The 16,005-nt window shown below is 45.8% G+C and carries 15 protein-coding genes, 1 pseudogene and 1 riboswitch; of the genes and pseudogenes, 11 read left to right on the forward strand and 5 right to left on the reverse strand.

Annotated features, from left to right (window positions below; all coding sequences use genetic code 11):
- The first annotated feature begins 96 nt into the window (after positions 1–96).
- The 6 genes from dksA to A9236_RS00355 are packed head-to-tail and all read left to right on the forward strand — an operon-like array spanning position 97 to position 5,222.
- Complete coding sequence (gene dksA, locus A9236_RS00330; protein ID WP_083393544.1) at positions 97–585, forward strand: RNA polymerase-binding protein DksA; 489 nt, start codon at positions 97–99, stop codon at positions 583–585.
- A gap of 12 nt (positions 586–597) precedes the next feature.
- Positions 598–1,500 carry an acetylglutamate kinase gene (gene argB, locus A9236_RS00335; RefSeq protein ID WP_071466304.1) on the forward strand — a complete coding sequence of 301 codons (903 nt, stop codon included), beginning with the start codon at positions 598–600 and terminating at the stop codon, positions 1,498–1,500.
- A 10-nt stretch (positions 1,501–1,510) separates the two neighbouring features.
- The gene (gene slmA / locus A9236_RS00340; protein ID WP_071466303.1) at positions 1,511–2,161 is read left to right on the forward strand and encodes a nucleoid occlusion factor SlmA; all 651 of its coding nucleotides are present in this window, start codon (positions 1,511–1,513) and stop codon (positions 2,159–2,161) included.
- Positions 2,158–3,297 (forward strand): homoserine O-acetyltransferase, encoded by a 1,140-nt coding sequence (locus A9236_RS00345; RefSeq protein ID WP_071466302.1) that lies wholly within the window; start codon positions 2,158–2,160, stop codon positions 3,295–3,297. Before slmA ends, A9236_RS00345 begins: the two co-directional genes overlap by 4 nt.
- Positions 3,294–3,887, forward strand: coding sequence for a methionine biosynthesis protein MetW (metW, locus tag A9236_RS00350; protein ID WP_071466301.1), 594 nt, complete (start codon positions 3,294–3,296; stop codon positions 3,885–3,887). The genes A9236_RS00345 and metW overlap by 4 nt, the downstream gene beginning before the upstream one ends.
- Before the next feature lie 21 nt (positions 3,888–3,908).
- A complete protein-coding gene (locus tag A9236_RS00355; RefSeq protein WP_071466300.1) occupies positions 3,909–5,222 on the forward strand; it encodes an MFS transporter in 1,314 nt (437 codons plus the stop codon).
- Positions 5,223–5,241: 19 nt separating this feature from the next.
- Here the strand turns inward: A9236_RS00355 and A9236_RS00360 are convergent, their stop codons facing one another.
- Positions 5,242–6,024, reverse strand: a complete 783-nt coding sequence (locus A9236_RS00360) for an exodeoxyribonuclease III (protein WP_071466299.1) — start codon at positions 6,022–6,024, stop codon at positions 5,242–5,244.
- An 8-nt stretch (positions 6,025–6,032) separates the two neighbouring features.
- Here A9236_RS00360 and pyrE point away from each other — a divergent pair.
- Positions 6,033–6,702, forward strand: a pseudogene (gene pyrE / locus A9236_RS00365) (orotate phosphoribosyltransferase).
- Positions 6,703–6,722: 20 nt separating this feature from the next.
- On the opposite strand, the gene dapF reads toward pyrE, so the two are convergent.
- The 3 genes from dapF to A9236_RS00380 are packed head-to-tail and all read right to left on the reverse strand — an operon-like array spanning position 6,723 to position 9,416.
- The gene (gene dapF, locus A9236_RS00370; protein ID WP_071466392.1) at positions 6,723–7,577 is read right to left on the reverse strand and encodes a diaminopimelate epimerase; all 855 of its coding nucleotides are present in this window, start codon (positions 7,575–7,577) and stop codon (positions 6,723–6,725) included.
- A 57-nt stretch (positions 7,578–7,634) separates the two neighbouring features.
- Positions 7,635–8,534, reverse strand: a complete 900-nt coding sequence (locus A9236_RS00375) for a lipid A biosynthesis acyltransferase (RefSeq protein ID WP_071466297.1) — start codon at positions 8,532–8,534, stop codon at positions 7,635–7,637.
- 21 nt (positions 8,535–8,555) lie between these two features.
- A complete protein-coding gene (locus tag A9236_RS00380; RefSeq protein WP_236638641.1) occupies positions 8,556–9,416 on the reverse strand; it encodes a lysophospholipid acyltransferase family protein in 861 nt (286 codons plus the stop codon).
- Positions 9,417–9,618: 202 nt separating this feature from the next.
- Here A9236_RS00380 and metK point away from each other — a divergent pair, with 202 nt between their 5' ends.
- The 3 genes from metK to metF all read left to right on the forward strand — a co-directional run bounded on the left by metK (position 9,619) and on the right by metF (position 13,333).
- A complete protein-coding gene (gene metK / locus A9236_RS00385) occupies positions 9,619–10,785 on the forward strand; it encodes a methionine adenosyltransferase (protein WP_071466296.1) in 1,167 nt (388 codons plus the stop codon).
- Positions 10,786–10,852: 67 nt separating this feature from the next.
- Positions 10,853–10,958, forward strand: a riboswitch (S-adenosyl-L-homocysteine riboswitch).
- Between the two features lie 61 nt (positions 10,959–11,019).
- A complete protein-coding gene (ahcY, locus tag A9236_RS00390) occupies positions 11,020–12,465 on the forward strand; it encodes an adenosylhomocysteinase (protein ID WP_071466295.1) in 1,446 nt (481 codons plus the stop codon).
- A 37-nt stretch (positions 12,466–12,502) separates the two neighbouring features.
- Positions 12,503–13,333 carry a methylenetetrahydrofolate reductase [NAD(P)H] gene (gene metF / locus A9236_RS00395; RefSeq protein WP_071466294.1) on the forward strand — a complete coding sequence of 277 codons (831 nt, stop codon included), beginning with the start codon at positions 12,503–12,505 and terminating at the stop codon, positions 13,331–13,333.
- A gap of 1 nt (position 13,334) precedes the next feature.
- Here the strand turns inward: metF and A9236_RS00400 are convergent, their stop codons facing one another.
- Positions 13,335–13,961 carry a 5-formyltetrahydrofolate cyclo-ligase gene (locus A9236_RS00400; protein WP_071466293.1) on the reverse strand — a complete coding sequence of 209 codons (627 nt, stop codon included), beginning with the start codon at positions 13,959–13,961 and terminating at the stop codon, positions 13,335–13,337.
- 96 nt (positions 13,962–14,057) lie between these two features.
- Between A9236_RS00400 and A9236_RS00405 the strand changes: the two genes are divergently transcribed.
- Positions 14,058–15,998 carry a lytic transglycosylase domain-containing protein gene (locus tag A9236_RS00405; protein WP_083393546.1) on the forward strand — a complete coding sequence of 647 codons (1,941 nt, stop codon included), beginning with the start codon at positions 14,058–14,060 and terminating at the stop codon, positions 15,996–15,998.
- Positions 15,999–16,005 lie beyond the last annotated feature (7 nt).

Below are 16,005 nucleotides of genomic sequence, written 5' to 3' on the forward strand. Positions count from 1 at the left end.
CGGTCAAGTTTGTTAAATACTGAAGAATATTGGCTGATGGGTAACAAAAGTTTGGCAGAATGAGGCAATAATGCTTTAAACCCAAGAAAGAATGAGATGACGGTAAAAACAGCAACAAAACCTGCAGGCGCTGCTAAAGCGAGCAGCAAAGCAACCAGCACTAAGACAGCTAAAGGCACACCTTTAACTGAGGCTGAGTTACTCAAGATGTCCGACAAGGACTACATGAATGCTGCGCAGTTAGATTTTTTCCGTCAAAAACTGCTCACCTTGAAAGAGGACATTCTAAAAAATGCCTCTGAGACCACTGAGCATTTACGTGAAAACATTTTAGTTCCAGATCCAGCCGACCGTGCAACGATCGAAGAAGAGCATGCATTGGAATTGCGCACTCGTGATCGCGAACGTAAATTATTGAAAAAAGTAGAGCAAGCGCTGGGCCGTATTGAATCTGGTGACTATGGTTGGTGTGAAGAAACTGGTGAGCCAATCGGCTTGAACCGTTTAATTGCAAGGCCTACAGCCAATTTATCTCTTGAGGCTCAAGAGCGTCGCGAGCTCCGTCAAAAATTATTTGGCGAATAAAGTGTATTTGTAATGACTAAGCATTTACCTACTCTGAGCGACATTTCTCCCTTATTAAAAGCGGAGATTCTTGCTGAAGCTTTGCCATACATTCGTGCGTATCACGGCAAGACCATCGTTATTAAGTACGGTGGAAATGCAATGGTGGAAGAGCGCCTTAAAGAAAGTTTCGCGCGCGATGTGATCTTGCTAAAACTAGTTGGCATGAATCCAGTGGTTGTGCATGGCGGTGGACCACAGATTGACGAAGCATTAAAGAAGATTGGCAAGACCGGAACCTTTATTCAGGGTATGCGCGTCACCGATGATGAAACCATGGAAGTCGTGGAGTGGGTTCTGGGCGGTGAGGTACAGCAAGATATTGTGATGCTCATTAACCACTTTGGCGGCCAGGCAGTGGGCTTGACTGGTAAGGATGGCGGACTCATTCATGCGAAGAAGATGATGATCCCTAGCGATACAGAGCCGGGCAAAAAACTGGATATTGGTTATGTTGGTGAGATTGAGGCTATTAACCCAGCGGTTGTAAAAGCATTGCAGGATGATGCTTTTATTCCGGTGATTTCTCCAATCGGATTTAGTGAAGAAGGTCAGGCTTACAACATTAATGCTGACTTGGTAGCCGGCAAGATGGCTGAAATCTTGCACGCCGAGAAGTTGGTCATGATGACGAATATTCCTGGTGTGATGGATAAAGATGGCAAGCTACTTACCGACTTAACTGCAAGAGAGATTGATGCCTTGTTTGCTGACGGTACGATCTCTGGCGGTATGCTGCCTAAAATCTCCTCTGCATTAGATGCTGCGAAGAGTGGCGTGAATTCAGTGCACATCATTGATGGCCGCATTGAACATTCTTTGTTGTTAGAAATTTTGACCGAGCAAGCGTTCGGTACGATGATTCGTTCTAGATAAGCAGATAGCCATGCGTGAATCTCTTGGACAGGCAGATATCGACAGCAGTAGTGCTGATGCTGGCAAGACACGTAAGCGTCCGAGACCAGGCGAGCGTCGCCTGCAGATTCTCCAAGTTCTCGCCGAGATGTTGCAAAACCCCAAGGGTGAGCGTGTTACTACTGCGGCTTTAGCGGCCAAGATTGATGTTTCTGAAGCAGCTTTATATCGCCATTTTGCGAGTAAGGCCCAGATGTTTGAGGGTTTGATTTCTTTTATCGAGCAAACCGTATTTGGTTTAATCAATCAGATTAATCAGAAAGAAGAATCTGGACTTGCGCAAGCGCGCGGTATTTTGCAAATGCTTTTGTTCTTTGCAGAAAAGAACCCTGGCATGACACGTGTTTTATTGGGCGATGCTTTGTTGCAAGAAGATGATCGATTGCAAGAGCGAATTACCCAAGTCTTAGATCGCGTAGAAGCCTCACTCAAACAAGCGTTGCGTATTGCTCAAACTCAAGGTGGTGCATGGGCACAGTTGGGTCAAGAAGAAGTGAGTATTCGTGCCGCGATGTTGATGAGTTTTATCTTGGGACGTTGGCATCGATTTGCCCGTAGCGGCTTTAAGAAGTTGCCAACAGATGCGTCTGACGTTAGTTTGCGCTTGCTCTTGTCAGAATGAGTGAGCTAAACCTCTCTAGAAATACTATCCATTTTGCTGAGCCCCTGCCTTTGCAGAGTGGCGCTATGTTATCTGGCTATGACTTAGTCATTGAGACCTACGGCAAACTTAATGCTGACAAAAGTAATGCGGTACTAGTTTGTCATGCGCTCAACGCTTCTCACCACGTAGCTGGACCTAGCCCAGAAGACCCTCAAGATATTGGTTGGTGGGACAACATGATTGGCCCAGGTAAACCAGTTGATACCAATCATTTTTTTGTGATCGGTGTAAATAACTTAGGCTCTTGCTTTGGTTCAACTGGTCCGATGAGCGTTAATCCTGCATCCGGTAAGCCTTATGGCGCAGATTTTCCGGTGGTAACGGTTGAAGACTGGGTGAATACTCAAGCACGCTTAGCTGATAAGTTAGGTATTCGAAAGTTTGCTGCTGTGATGGGCGGAAGTCTTGGGGGTATGCAGGCAATGGCTTGGGCCATTCAGTTTCCCAAGCGCTTAGAACATTGTGTGGTGATTGCCTCCACACCAAAACTGAGCGCCCAAAATATTGCATTTAATGAAGTGGCACGCAATGCCATTTTGTCTGATCCAGATTTTCATGGCGGCAATTACTACGAGCATGGCGTGGTTCCTAAGCGTGGTCTGCGTTTGGCTCGCATGGTTGGTCACATCACTTATTTATCTGATGATGATATGGCTGAAAAATTTGGGCGCGAACTACAGCGCCCTAATGGTGAATCAAACGACTATCGCTTTAGCTTTGATGTGGAGTTTGAAGTTGAGAGTTATTTGCGTCACCAAGGCGATAAGTTTTCCACTTACTTTGATGCGAATACCTACTTATTGATCACGCGTGCATTGGATTATTTTGATCCATCACGTCGCTATGATGGTAGTTTGAATCGCGCATTGGCTGAGGTGTATGCGAAGTTCTTAGTCATCAGTTTTTCTACTGATTGGCGCTTCCCCCCTAATCGCAGCCGAGAGATTGTCCAGTCTCTATTGAGCAATAAGAGTGAAGTGACTTACGCAGAGATTGATGCCCCCCATGGTCATGATGCTTTCTTGCTAGATGATGAGCGTTATCACAATCTAGTAAGAGCGTATTTCCAGCAAATGCGCGAGGTTCAGTCATGAGCAATTTTACGAAACGCGCTGACTTTGCGGCCATTGCTAAGTGGATTGCATCCAATAGCCAGGTGCTAGATCTGGGTTGTGGCGACGGCAGTTTCTTAGAGTTTTTACAAAAGCAAAAACCAGTGCATGCCTACGGTGTAGAAATTGATGATGCGCGTGTGCTTGCCTGTGTGCAAAAAGGTTTAAACGTCATTCAGCAAGACTTAGAGGGCGGTTTAGCGCTCTTTGAAGATAATAGTTTTGATACTGTTGTGTTGTCGCAGACGGTACAAACCATTCACCAAACTGAAAAGATTTTGCGTGAAGTCGTGCGCGTTGGCAAAGAGTCGATTGTGTCCTTTCCTAACTTTGGACATTGGTCACATCGGCTAGCAGTAGGTCTTGGGCGTATGCCAGTATCGAAGAGTCTGCCTTACCAGTGGTACAACACACCGAACGTACGCGTACTGACTGTAGCTGATTTTGAGAAGCTTGCATCTAGTCTTGGCCTCAAAGTACTTGATCAATGCATCTTGCACGATGGGCGACAGGTCACTTTGATGCCAAATTTATTTGGTAGCCTTGCTTTATTCCGCGTATGTCGTGCCTAGGATAAAAGTACAAAGGTGTTAATGGCGGTTCGATCTTGGCTAAAAGACTTTCGAGTCTATCTCGAATGGCCCTGTCTGCGAATGTTATTCCTTGGCTTTTCGGCTGGCCTCCCTCTGTTATTGATTTTAGGAACTTTAAGTTTCTGGTTGCGTGAAGCAGGCATTGATCGCAGCACGATTGGTTACCTCACCTGGGTGGGCTTAATTTATGCGTTCAAGTGGGTATGGGCGCCATTAGTCGATCGCGTACAAATTCCGTTTTTAACCAAGTTGCTGGGGCGCAGAAGAAGCTGGCTCATTTTTGCACAAGCGCTCATTATTCTTGGATTAGTGGGAATGTCGACGCTAGATCCTAAGCTTGCCTTGAACTCGATTGTTTGGTGTGCACTGCTGGTGGCATTTGGTTCCGCTACACAAGATATTGCTTTGGATGCATTTCGTATTGAGTCCGCTAATAGTGATCATCAGGCAGCGCTTGCAGCAACCTATCAAACGGGTTATCGCTTAGCTTTGATTTGGGCTGGCGCAGGTGCTCTGTGGTTGGCTGCCAGGGTTGAAACGGGTGCCGGTTACGATGCGAGTGCATGGCAATTTGCCTACCTTTGTATGGCTGCCTCCATCGGGGTTGGCGTCCTAACAACCTTATTTAGTAAAGAGCCCGCACGTTATGAGTTGGCAAAGGTACGTGATGCAAAAGCATGGCTTTATCAAACTTTGATTGAGCCTTTTGCAGAATTTATTCATCGCTATCGTTGGCACGCCATCTTAATTTTGTCGCTCATTGCCATCTATCGAATTAGTGATGTGGTCATGGGCATCATGGCAAATCCTTTTTATGTTGATATGGGTTACACCAAAGACGAAGTTGCTGCAGTCAGTAAAGTATTTGGTGTGGTAATGACTTTGATTGGCGCATTTGTCGGTGGTGTACTTACCCTGCGCTTTGGCGTTTTACGAATTTTGTTTGTCGGTGCCGTGTTATCTGCTGTAAGCAATCTTTTATTTGCTTGGCTTGCTACGCAGGGGCATGATTTACATGGTTTGATTTGGGTAATTTCTGCGGATAACTTAAGCTCAGGCATTGCTAGTGCTGCCTTTATTGCTTTTTTATCATCCCTGACCAATATTCGTTATTCAGCTACGCAGTACGCGCTATTTAGCTCCATGATGCTGCTCCTGCCTAAGTGGCTTGCAGGCTTCTCAGGCGTATTTGTTGATCACTATGGATATCAGGCATTTTTCTATGGCACTGCCATTATTGGTGCGCCAGTCCTTGTGCTGATTTGGGCAACCATTCACTTTCAGGTCGTGCAGATTAAAAAAGACGGCGAGTAACTTCCCTCTTTTAGTTCGCTTAAAGGTTCCAGTCGTAATCCACAGTCAATGGCGCATGGTCTGAAAAGCGCTCATCTTTATAGACAACCGTTTTTTTGGCAGTAGCCGCAATACCTGGTGTGCTGATGTGATAGTCAATACGCCATCCGACATTCTTTGCATAAGCCTGCCCACGATTACTCCACCACGTGTAGCACGAGTCTCCAGCTTCGGGCTCTAGCTTGCGATACACATCAACGTAACCTACTTTATCAAAGAGGTTGGTGAGCCATGCACGCTCCTCTGGAAGGAAGCCTGAATTTTTAAGATTGCCTTTCCAGTTTTTTAAATCGATCTCGTGATGCGCAATATTGACGTCACCACAGAGCACGATTTCTCGCCCGGACTTTTTAAGTTTGATCAGATGGGGTAAGAAGCTATCTAGATAGCGATATTTGGCCTCCTGGCGCTCTGGAGAGCTAGAACCTGAAGGCATGTATACCGAGATTACTGAGAGCTCTTTGAAGCGGACTTCTACATAGCGACCCTCTGCATCAAACTCGTTGTTGCCATATCCATAGAGAACTTCATCAGGCTTGTGTGGGGTATAAATTCCGCAGCCGCTATAGCCTTTCTTCTCCGCATGGTGAAAGAAACCGTGCATTCCATCAGGATTGAGAATGGCATCCTCCAGGTCATCCCTCTGAGCCTTGAGCTCTTGCATACAGATAAAGTCCGCCTTTTGCTGAGTAGCCCATGGTAGGAAGCCTTTTTTAACTGCAGAGCGGATACCGTTGAGGTTCGCTGAAATGATGCGTAACATGTAGTCCTATGAGCTCAAATAATTCAAATCAAGATAACTTTATTCGTTTTGCTTTAGAAGCAAAGGTTTTGTCCTTCGGGGAGTTTAAAACCAAAGCCGGCAGACTCTCGCCTTATTTCTTTAATGCGGGAGGATTTGATGATGGCGCTCCGCTTAGGTGCCTTGGGCCGCTATTACGCAAAGGCCCTGCAAGAATCTAAACTTTCATTTGACATGCTTTACGGCCCTGCATACAAGGGCATCACGCTGGCTTCTGCTACGGCCATTGCCTTGGCTGATAGCGGCGTTAATATTTCATATGCCTATAACCGCAAAGAGGCGAAAGATCATGGCGAAGGCGGTGTGCTGGTAGGTGCACCAGTCAAGGGTAAGGTTGTCATCGTTGATGATGTTATTTCTGCAGGAACTTCCGTCCGGGAGTCTGTTGATTTGATTCGCAAAGCGGGTGCAGAGCCTGTGGCAGTATTGATTGCATTAGATCGCATGGAAAGGTCGGGTACTGCGAGTGAGATTGGCGATAAATCGGCTGTACAAGCGGTTGAGCAAGAATTTGGCTTGCCAGTGATCTCGATTGCGAACTTGTCTGGTTTGATGTCCTTTTTAACTGCTTCTAACGATACGCAGCTTACAAATTATTTGCCGGCTGTAAAAGCCTATCGCGAGAAATACGGCATCTAAGAACGACGTACTACGATTTCTTAGATTTCAGTTTCGCCTTCAAATACAGTTACGGCGGGCCCGGTCATGATGACGGGCTGAACGATTTCATTGGTAATCCCGCCCCAGGCGATTTGAAGATCGCCACCGCGGGTGTGCACTGTGACTGGTGAATCTATTAAACCCCTGCGGATGCCAGAAACCACAGCTGCGCAAGCACCTGTGCCACAAGCTAGGGTCTCTCCAGCGCCTCGCTCATAGACGCGTAACTGAATTTCATTGCGATTAACAATCTGCATATAGCCAGCATTCACCTTTTTTGGAAACGCAGAGTGATTCTCGATTTCAGGGCCTTCTTGTAGTACGGGAGCACTCCCGATATCACCAACCACTTGAACGGCATGAGGGTTACCCATCGATAGGACGCCAACAAAGCTATCGTGTGTCGCAGGATGCTCTAGGGGGAGTGCATACAGTGTTTCGTGAAACTCTTGCATGCTGGCTAAGCCATGCCCATTGAATGGGATATGGCTGTGCTCAAAAATAGGCGCACCCATATCCACTTCCACCTGGCCATCTGCATGAGATTTGAGGGTAAGTACAGTATGTGCGACCTCTACACGAATTGGATTTTTGGTGGATAGACCTTGATCAAGTACAAAGCGTACAAAGCAACGAGAGCCATTGCCACATTGCTCGACTTCGCCACCATCAGAATTAAAAATGCGATAGCGAAAATCAGCATCTGGCCGAGTAGCTTTTTCTACTAAAAGAATTTGATCTGCACCAATGCCAAATTGTCGATGAGCCAATGATTGCCATTGTTCACGAGTGATGTCACTTAAATCCTGATCAATGCCATTGAGCACAATGAAATCATTGCCAGCACCATGCATTTTGGTGAAGCGTAGTTTGCGTCCGGCATTGTTTAGGCGATTACTCAAAATATCTCGTTATTTGTAAAGGCTCGGCTCGCCAGGAGGGCGATGTTTAAAGCGTTTATGTACCCAATAGTACTCTGCCGGCCTTTCTCTAACAAGCGCCTCAATGTATTGATTGAGGCGAACCGTATCTTTTTCCACATCATCGCTTGGAAAGTTTGGCAGTGGCTTGCTGATGTGACAGGTATAACCTTTGCGATCTTGGTTCAGGGTCGTGGTCATCAGACATACCTCAGCACCACTTAATCTAGCTAGGCGCGAGACAGAGGTAATCGTGTTGGTCGGAATGCCAAAAAAAGGTACAAAGACAGAATCACGTGGACCTAGATCAATATCGGGAGCAATAAAAATAAAATTACCCGTTTGAATCTCACGAATCAGATCGCGTAGACGACTTTGTCTTTCGATGGATTTGCCGCCAAAACGATTTCTCCACTCAATCATCTTTTGATTGAAGAAAGGGTTCTTCATATTTTGATAAAGGCCTGCACCCCTTGGCCAGTCATGTTGGCTAGCCAATACAGAGAGCGCCATGAAGCCACCTTCAAGACCAACAAAATGGGGATTAATAAGAAGACGCGGCTTGCGATCGCCTAAGGTAATTGCAGAATCAATACTTACGATATCTGTAATTTGTTTTCCACTACCTAGCCAAATACGACTTCTCTCCAACACGCTGCGACCAAATAATTTCCAATGTTCAAGTGCTAAGGCATCAATTTCTTTTTCACTCAAGCTTGGAAAACATAAGCGTAGATTGGTCTTAACCACTTTTGCGCGATCGTTTGGAATGTGGGCCGCCAGCCAACCAAGACCATAGCCAAAATAGATAGTGATGCCATAAGGGAGAAAAGCAAATAAGCGCAATACATTCAGCGCCAAGAAATTGAAGAGGTTAGATAACCAGGTCATTTAAAAATGATAGACAGATAATCAGGCGCTTGGAGGCAATTCTGCACCAGCGGGATGCTTGTAACGGTTGTATGACCAAATGAATTGTTCGGGAGCGACTAGGACTGCGTTTTCAATTGCAGTATTGAGTTCGGCGGCTGCAACATTAGCATCTTCGGATAAACGCGCGAGCCTAGTGGCTTGCATGAGCCAACCTTGGCCAATCGCTTTACGCTTTGCCGTAAACATGACTACTGGCGTGTTGTTACGATTGGCAAGGCGGGCTGGTAGAGGTGTTGTGTAGGCTGGTCGACCAAAGAAGGGGACCCATACGCCCTCACCACCACTGGGAACTTGATCTGGAAGAATGCCAATGGCTTCTCCTCGAGTAAGCGCCCTTGTCATTTGACGAACACCATGGAGATTAGTGGGTACGAAATGCATGTTCGGGTATGCACGACCATTTTCAACAACCTCGTTAAGCCATTCTTGGCGGGATGGGCGATACAAAATGGTGGCAGGGAAATGTTGTGCCAATACTCTCGGAATAATTTCAAAGCCACCCAGATGTGGGGTCAGCATGACAAGACCATGCCCTTCTTGAATTGCTGCTTCAACTAGATCCCAGTTTTGTACCTCAACCAATTTCAGTGCTTTTTGAGGGTTACGCCAAATCCACAAGCTATCTGAAAACAGCATGCCTGATGCACGTACTGCTTCCCAGAGCTTTAAAGGTAGCTTGTGCTCATTCACTACAGCCTCATATTGAGGTCTAAAGAGTGTGCGATATTGTTTAGAGCCCACATAGGCAAGAAGACCCAAGATAGCGCCAAATACCTGCACTACCGCTAGGGGGAGCATAGCAATGGTATTGAGGCTAATTTTTAGTAGGAGTTTGCACACCCCCCAATGATATTCAAAGCGGCTGTATTGACCAAATTTAAGTAAACCTTGATGAATTTGGCCCTTTTCAGATAAAATCGATCCATCGCTGAGTTAAGACAACTTGCAGGGCGATTCAAAAATTCTGCTAAAGCGTCGCCGTTGTGGTTCCTGGCACGTCGAGTTGTCCCATAGATCGTGTTAATTTTTAAAGGAATATGCAATGGCAAATGATTACTTCTTCACCTCAGAGTCGGTCTCTGAAGGTCATCCCGATAAAGTAGCAGACCAAATTTCTGATTCGATTCTTGATGCCATCTTGGCTCAAGACCCAACAGCACGTGTTGCTGCAGAAACTTTGTGTAATACCGGCTTGGTAGTTTTGGCTGGTGAAATTACTACTAACGCTAATGTTGATTACATCCAAGTAGCTCGCAATACCTTGCGTGAAATTGGTTATGACAATACTGCTTACGGTATCGACTACAAAGGTTGTGCAGTATTAGTTGCGTATGACAAGCAAAGTCCAGACATCGCTCAAGGTGTTGATAAAGCCCATGATGACGGCTTAGATCAAGGCGCAGGCGACCAAGGTCTGATGTTTGGTTACGCATGCGACGAAACTGCAGAGCTCATGCCTTTGCCAATTCACTTATCGCACCGCTTAGTAGAGCGTCAATCACAACTGCGCCGTGATGGCCGTTTGACATGGTTGCGCCCAGATGCAAAATCACAGGTAACCCTGCGTTATGTAGATGGCAAGCCAGACTCTATTGATACTGTTGTGTTATCAACTCAGCATGATGAAGATATCTCACTTGAAAAGTTGCGCGAAGCAGTGATTGAAGAAATCATCAAACCTGTATTGCCTAAGCATTTGATTAAAGGTGCGATTAATTTCTTGGTAAACCCAACTGGTCGATTTGTTATCGGTGGCCCACAAGGCGATTGTGGTTTAACTGGTCGCAAAATTATTGTCGATACCTACGGCGGTGCTGCACCTCACGGCGGCGGTGCATTTTCAGGTAAAGATCCTTCCAAGGTCGATCGTTCCGCTGCCTACGCTGGTCGTTATGTAGCTAAGAACGTCGTTGCTGCAGGTTTAGCAAGCAAGTGCTTGATTCAGATCTCATATGCAATCGGCGTTGCTAAGCCAACTTCAGTCATGGTGAGCACATTTGGTACTGGCAAGATCTCTGATGAGAAGATTGCGCAATTAGTATCTGAGCACTTTGACCTGCGTCCAAAAGGTATTGTGAAGATGCTCAATCTCTTGCGCCCAATCTATCGTAAAACTGCTGCTTATGGCCACTTTGGTCGTGAAGAACCAGAATTTACTTGGGAGCAGACAGATAAAGCGCCTGCATTACGTGCTGCAGCAGGTCTTTAAGCGGTAAATAAGTAGTTTATAGGTGTACTAAGACGAAATATGGCGTAATTGTTTACAATTACGCCATACCTTCAAGGAGCGTTGCAAGGAATGTTGAGACCCAGCACTTCCCCAGGCTTGAAGGGAGCGAACTTTTAATCGAAGTTTACTCATTGCAACTGCGCTCGCTAACCCATGATTCGATGGCTAGCGAGTTTCTACTCCAGCGTTGAATCGTATTTAGCTGGAGCATTAATGAATACCGTTTCTGATTTAAATAACTTTGTAGCAACGCGTTGCGCAATTGCTGATATTTCTTTGGCTGACTTTGGCCGTAAAGAAATTGCGATTGCTGAAACCGAAATGCCTGGCTTGATCGCCATTCGTGATGAGTTCGCTGCACAACAGCCATTGCGCGGTGCGCGCATCACTGGTTCATTGCACATGACCATCCAAACGGCAGTATTGATTGAGACACTTGAGGCCCTTGGCGCCGAAGTGCAGTGGGCCTCTTGCAACATTTTCTCAACCCAAGATCACGCTGCTGCAGCGATTGCTGCTAACGGTACGCCAGTATTTGCAATTAAAGGCGAAACCCTTGAGCAGTACTGGGACTTTACGCACCGTATTTTTGAGTGGGCGGATGGCGGCTATACCAACATGATTTTGGATGATGGTGGCGATGCTACTTTGTTATTGCATCTTGGTGCGCGCGCTGAAAAAGATCAAGCCTGCTTGAATAATCCAACAAGCGAAGAAGAAACAATTTTGTTTGCTGCCATCAAGAAAAAACTGGCACAAGATCCGACTTGGTATTCAACGCGCCTAGAAAAAGTAAAAGGCGTTACAGAAGAAACGACTACGGGCGTACATCGCCTGTACCAAATGTTTGCTAAGGGTGACTTGAAGTTCCCGGCAATTAACGTAAATGACTCTGTAACTAAGAGCAAGTTCGATAATCTCTACGGTTGCCGCGAGTCTTTAGTGGATGCTATCAAGCGTGCAACAGACGTAATGGTTGCCGGTAAAGTTGCAGTAGTTTGTGGCTATGGTGATGTAGGCAAAGGTTCTGCACAAGCATTGCGTGCCTTATCAGCTCAAGTTTGGGTAACTGAAGTAGATCCAATCTGCGCACTACAAGCAGCGATGGAAGGTTATCGCGTTGTCACCATGGATTACGCCGCTGACAAAGCAGATATTTTTGTATCGGCAACAGGCAACTACCGTGTTATTACTCATGACCACATGGCCAAGATGAAGAATCAAGCAATTGTTTGTAACATCGGCCACTTTGATAATGAGATCGATGTTGCTGGTATTGAAAAATACAAGTGGGAAGAGATCAAGCCACAAGTTGACCATGTGATTTTCCCGGCCGCCAACGGTAAGCCTGAAAAGCGCATCATCATTTTGGCTAAAGGTCGTTTAGTAAACCTTGGTTGCGGTACAGGTCACCCCTCTTATGTGATGAGCTCTTCATTTGCAAACCAAGTAATTGCCCAAATTGAATTGTGGAATGCAGTGGGAACCAATAAATACCCAATCGGTGTTTACACATTGCCCAAGCATTTGGATGAGAAGGTTGCGCGTTTGCAGCTCAAGACCCTCAATGCAGAGTTAACTGTGTTATCAGATCAGCAAGCTTCTTATATTGGCGTAACCAAGGAAGGCCCATATAAAGCCGACCATTACCGTTATTAATCCAATCACTGTTCAATAGATACCTAGGCCCAAAATCATGGAATTAAGCGTCGAATTCTTTCCTCCAAAAACACCTGAAGGTGAGAATAAGTTGCATCTAGTGCGTGAGCGTTTCAGCGAAACACTCAAGCCCTCGTTTTATTCCGTGACCTTTGGGGCCGGTGGCTCTACTCAATCTGGCACATTAAAGGTGGTGAGCGATATACATGCTGCAGGCGCTGCAGTTGCTCCCCACTTATCTTGTGTTGGTAGCTCACGTGAAAGTGTGAGAGAGATGCTCAAGCAGTATCAGGCTTTGGGTGTGAAGCGGATTGTGGCTTTGCGTGGCGACTTACCATCGGGCATGGGTCAGTATGGCGAATTCCATCACGCTAACGAATTGGTGGAATTTATACGAACTGAAACAGGTGATTGGTTTCATATTGATGTAGCCGCCTATCCAGAGACCCATCCACAGGCCAAGTCGCCTGCAAGCGATGTCGATTTCTTTGTACAAAAGATGAAGGCAGGCGCCAACTCCGCTGTGACGCAGTACTTTTACAACACGGATGCTTACTTTCGTTTTGTTGATGAGGCTTATGACTTAGGGGTAACTCAACCCGTCATTGCCGGCATTATGCCGATTACCAATAGCACGCAGTTGTTACGCTTTTCTGATGCTTGTGGTGCAGAGATTCCACGTTGGATTCGTTTGCGCTTGCAATCTTATGGCGATGATATTGCTTCCATTCGCGCTTTTGGTGAAGAAGTGGTGACAGATCTATGTGATCAACTGTTGACTGCTGGGGCACCAGGCTTGCATTTCTACTCTTTGAATCAAGCGGATGCTGTTTTAGCGATTGCTGATAACTTGGATTTAACAAATTAATTTAACGATGTAAACCAGACTCCGTCAGCAGCATATCTAAAGGCTCATCATGCGTTTGAGCTGCCCATTGAGAATCATCTAATTTCTGCCAATCAAACCCAATCCCAATGCAAATGAGCTTGGAATTTTTCTTTCTGAGATCAGCTAGCGTTCGATCAAAATAGCCGCCGCCATAACCTAAGCGCCAATAATGCGTTTCACCATTAACGCTTGAGCTTGACCAGCCTACACACGGTATGAGGATGCAATCAGGACTAATGGCTGGTCTATCTAAATTACTTGGATCCGGTTCTGGTACTCCGTGTTTGCTAGCAATCAGCTTATCCCCATCTTTCCATTGATAAAAATCAAGGTGCTTATCAGGACGAGCAAATGGAAGAGTCAATGTGCAATGGGCTGTATCTTTTGACCAAGAAATTAATGTGGGGCGCAAATCTAATTCATCTTGAATGGGCCAATAGAGTGCGATAGAAGATAAGGATTTGCCCTCTGTTACCAGAAACTGATTTAGGTTAGCAATGACGGTAGCTGCAATTTGGGTGTAATTTTCTCCCCCTGCAAATTCCGTGCGTTGCTTTAATAGTTCTTGGCGAAGAGTTTTTAGTGAATTACCGTGCATATCAAGCATTATCAGGCGAAAATTAAGAGATATAGTAATCAAGTTATTACAAAGTAAATGCTGAACTCATCGATATAGGGTTAGATGGTGAAAAAGAAGTTAAAAATGCAGATATGTTGTCAATGGGCCAAAATTTTTGTTTTGGGTCTAGCCCTAAGTACGCCTCAGGCATTCGCTGAAAAAGTAAAAAAGCCACATTTACCTAAATCCTACGAAAGTAATGCTGCTCCGGCTGAAATTACTGACAACGATCATATGTTTATTGATTTGCGTGAGGCTGCGAAAAAAAATGATGTTTTTCGTACGCAGCAGTTGTCATCTAATTTAGCCAACTATCCTTTTGATGACTATGTTGCCTATTTCCGTATCAAACCGCAATTATTTGATAGCGCTGGTGGTGCGCGTAATGATTACGCCGCAGACGCACAAGTAGTTGCCTTTCTCAATCAATATCAAGGCACCGCCTTAGCTGATCGGCTGCGTAATGATTGGTTGCTAGTGCTTGGTAAGCGAAAAGATTGGGCACGTTTTGATGTGGAGTACGCAAAATTTGTGTTGGATGATGACACGCAGGTGAAGTGTTATTCCTTGCTATCGAAGTTATCTCAAGGCGAGAATCCTACTAAGTTGGCAATGGACTCACGTTCAGTGCTATTGGACCCGAGTTATTTCGGTCAGGCATGCCAGGAGCTCGTACCGTCGTTAGTGGCGGCGGGTGGAATGACGCCAAGTGAGGCGAAGGCAATTGGTCGGGCTGCGAGTGAAAAGGGTTTTGACACCATGGCTAAGCGTCTTGGTGGAGATGATCCGATTGCGGATATTGTGAAGGCAGCCAAGGCTGACCCATCAAAAGCCTACCGCGATTTTTTACAGACATCTTCGCGCTATAGCAAAGAGAATCAAGCCGTAGCTTGGGGTGTGATTGGGCAATTTTTAGCGAAGAAGTTAGATCCCAATGCGGATGATGCATATCGCCTGCAACAAGAGCTTGGATATAACGAACTATTGTCAGTTGAGTCGCAGGAATGGAAAGTCCGGGCAGGTCTGCGCGCCAAGGATTGGACCCTGGTTAAGAATGCTATCGATGGTATGAATCCTGCTGTACGCAGTAAGGATCCTGCGTGGACCTATTGGTACGGACGCGCTTTAAAAGCAGATGGACAGGATGCAAAAGCAAAAGAAAGTTTTGAGCTCATTGCTGAGCAATACAATTTTTATGGCCAGTTAGCCCGTGAGGAGTTGGGTAAATCAAACCATGCCCCAACACGCACTAAAGTGACTGAGCAAGAGATTGATGCGATGGGAAGCCGCAAGGGCTTTGTGAGAGGCGAACGTTTGTATGCCATGAATTTACGCTTTGAAGGAAATCGCGAGTGGAATTGGGAGTTGCGAAATATGAGTGACAGGCAATTACTCGCAGCTGCTGAATATGCCAAGCGGGTCAATTTATATGACCGCGTAGTGAATACTGCCGATCGCACTAAGCAGGAACATGACTTTAGTCTGCGCTATCCAACACCTTATCGCGACGAACTTTCTCCAATTGCAAAACAGATTGATTTGAATCTTGCTTGGGCCTATGGTCTGATCCGTCAAGAATCACGTTTCATCATGAATGCTTCTTCATCTGTCGGTGCTGCGGGATTAATGCAAGTGATGCCCAATACAGCAAAGTATGTCGCCAAGAAAATTGGCATGACCAATTACACCAATGATAAGTTGGCAGATACCAATACGAATCTGATTCTGGGAAGTAACTATCTCAATATGGTTTTGATTGATCTTGATGGTTCATGGGTCTTGGCTTCTGCGGCCTATAACGCTGGCCCCTCTCGCTCTAAGGCTTGGCGTGAGAAGCTTAATGGTCCAACTGAGGGTGCAATTTTTGCAGAAACGATTCCATTTAACGAAACTCGTACTTATGTGAAGAATGTGCTGTCTAATGCAAATTACTACTCATCGGTCATGAATGGCCAGGCACAGTCACTTAAGCAGCGTTTAGGCGTCATTACTCCAAAAGCGGCAACACCATCTGAATTACCTTAAACATACT

Source organism: Polynucleobacter sp. QLW-P1DATA-2, assembly GCF_001870365.1.
Classification (GTDB): Bacteria; Pseudomonadota; Gammaproteobacteria; order Burkholderiales; family Burkholderiaceae; genus Polynucleobacter.